The sequence below is a fragment of the Plantactinospora solaniradicis genome, assembly GCF_042658085.1.
Taxonomy (GTDB): Bacteria; Actinomycetota; Actinomycetes; order Mycobacteriales; family Micromonosporaceae; genus Plantactinospora; species Plantactinospora solaniradicis.
In genome coordinates, this window is sequence record NZ_JBHSPR010000133.1 from 1 (window position 1) to 828 (window position 828).

Consider the following 828-nt stretch of genomic DNA (forward strand, 5'->3'; position numbering starts at 1 on the left):
CCACACCAACACCCAACTCCGCTCCGGCCTCAAATACGGCGGCTGCAACGACATCCCCGCAGCCAGCAACCCCGCCACCACCTGACAACCCACAGCCGGGCCGCTCACCGACTGGGCGGCCCGGCCCCATCGACCGGCCCCTCCGACCGGCGCTCACGGCCGGTCCCTCTTAAGGGAGATTGGATGAAAGCCGTACGTCATGCCCTGCTCGCAGGTCTGGCGGCAGTGGCCACCCTCGGCACTCTCCTGGTGCACGCCTCTACCGCCCACGCCGCGGTCATTCCGGACTGCACGTCCACAGCCCCGACAAGCGCGGACTCGGCCTTCGCCGCCCGGGTCAAGCCGATTTTGACCGGCACGATGAGCCAGAGCTTCAACGCCAGTCGGGCGGCCTGCGTCCGGGTCATCGTGCAGGCGGTCAAGGGTCGAGGCCTGCCCAGCCACGCCGCGACCATCGCGATCACCACAACTATCGTGGAGAGCGGGATCCAGAACCTTCCCTACGGCGACCGCGACAGCCTCGGCCTCTACCAGCAGCGACCGAGCCAGGGTTGGGGCACGGAGAGCCAGATCCTCGACCCGGTGCACTCCACCAACTCGTTTCTCAGCTCGATGCTCAGCAAGTATCCGAACAACAGTTGGCTGACCGCCCCCGTGGGCGAGGTGTGCCAGCGGGTCCAGATCTCCGGCTTCCCCGAACGGTACGGCCAGCAGGCCGCCGACGGCGCCAGGATCGCCCTCGCCGCCTGGGGGTCGACGGCGGCTGCCGGTGACTACAACGCCGATGGGCACAGTGACCTGGCGCTGTACCGGCGGGACCCGGTGAAC

General features: G+C 68.6%; 1 pseudogene. It reads left to right on the top strand.

Annotation, left to right across the window (positions count from 1 at the left end):
- Positions 1 to 183: 183 nt before the first annotated feature.
- Positions 184 to 828, top strand: a pseudogene (locus tag ACFP2T_RS47830) (hypothetical protein); the annotation flags it as partial.